We start from the raw sequence: 1175 nt of genomic DNA on the forward strand, positions 1-1175 counted from the left end.
TATGTCGGCGTGGCGTCGATGGCCCATCAGGGCCGTCCCGGCTTCACCCGCGTCCGTACGCCCTACGTCGCCGACGACGACGCGGCCCGGATCGCAGCCGACACCGCTCACCTGACGCGGGACCCTGCCGACCTCCTGGAGGAAGCCTCCGGCCGGCATCTCCGGCGGCCCGCTCTGCTCACCAAGGAAGACGTGGCCGACGCGACGGAAGCGGCCTGACCACGCCCCGCCCGGCCCTCGATGAAAGGAGGGGAACCCCGTGAACGAAGACCGGTTCACCCAACGCACGATCACCGCCGTCATGGTCGTCATCGCTGCCCTGGCGTTCGTGTTCTCCTTCGGCAACGTGCGCTCCCTCGCCCTGCGCCTGGGCGTACCCGACTTCATCGCCCCACTCATCGCCCCCATGGTTGACCTGTCCGTGGTCGGCCTCCTGGTGGCCCTGCGGTACCTCTCCCTGCGCGGTGTCGCTACGAGCAACCTCAAGGGCGCAACCCGGCTCATGCATCTGTCCGGCCTGCTGACCCTGGCGCTCAACATCGCCGAACCCGTGATCGCCGGTCACTACGGACGCGCCGCCGTGGACGCGGTCGCCCCCCTGCTCCTCCTCGGCTGGGGAGCCGTCGGCCCCCAACTCCTCGGCCACTTCCAAGAGTTGCAGGCCAAGGAACGACCGTCCGCAACCGCCGACGCCGACCCAACCCCGACTGCTGCCCCCGCCCCCGCCCCCGCTCCGGCTCCGGCTCCGGCTCCGGTGGAGGCACCCGTCCTCGCCGCTCCGGCACCAACGGCCGCCCCTGCCCCCCGGCACCACAGCCCGGCCGTTCCCGCTGTGCGGCCGACGGCTCCCACTGATGCGCTGCCCGTCGCGCTGGTGGACGCGGCCCGCTCCATCGCCGCCGCGCACCTGGCCGAACACGGCCAGCCCATCACCCCCGCGCAACTGCGGGCCCGGCTCGGCGTCGCCCTGCCGCTGGCCACCGCCGCACACGCCCAGCTCACCACCTGAGCCATCCCCGCCCCTCCGGCGCCCTCCTCCCCACTCGCCCGTCCGGGCTCACCCCGTCATGCCCACGGCCGCCCCCTGCGGCCCTGCCCGAAGGAAGGAACGCCCCGATGGAACACCCCTTGAACCTGCGCCACGTGGCGAGCCTGGCCCTGCGGGACCTGATCGA

The 1175-nt window shown here is 73.0% G+C and carries 1 protein-coding gene and 1 pseudogene; both read left to right on the forward strand.

Annotation, left to right across the window (positions count from 1 at the left end):
- A pseudogene (locus AB0I22_RS39790) lies at positions 1-219 on the forward strand (cell division protein FtsK); the annotation flags it as partial.
- A 40-nt stretch (positions 220-259) separates the two neighbouring features.
- Positions 260-1009, forward strand: coding sequence for a DUF2637 domain-containing protein (locus AB0I22_RS39795; RefSeq protein WP_363135917.1), 750 nt, complete (start codon positions 260-262; stop codon positions 1007-1009).
- Positions 1010-1175: the final 166 nt, after the last annotated feature.

This window comes from Streptomyces sp. NPDC050610, from assembly GCF_040654875.1.
GTDB lineage: Bacteria > Actinomycetota > Actinomycetes > Streptomycetales > Streptomycetaceae > Streptomyces.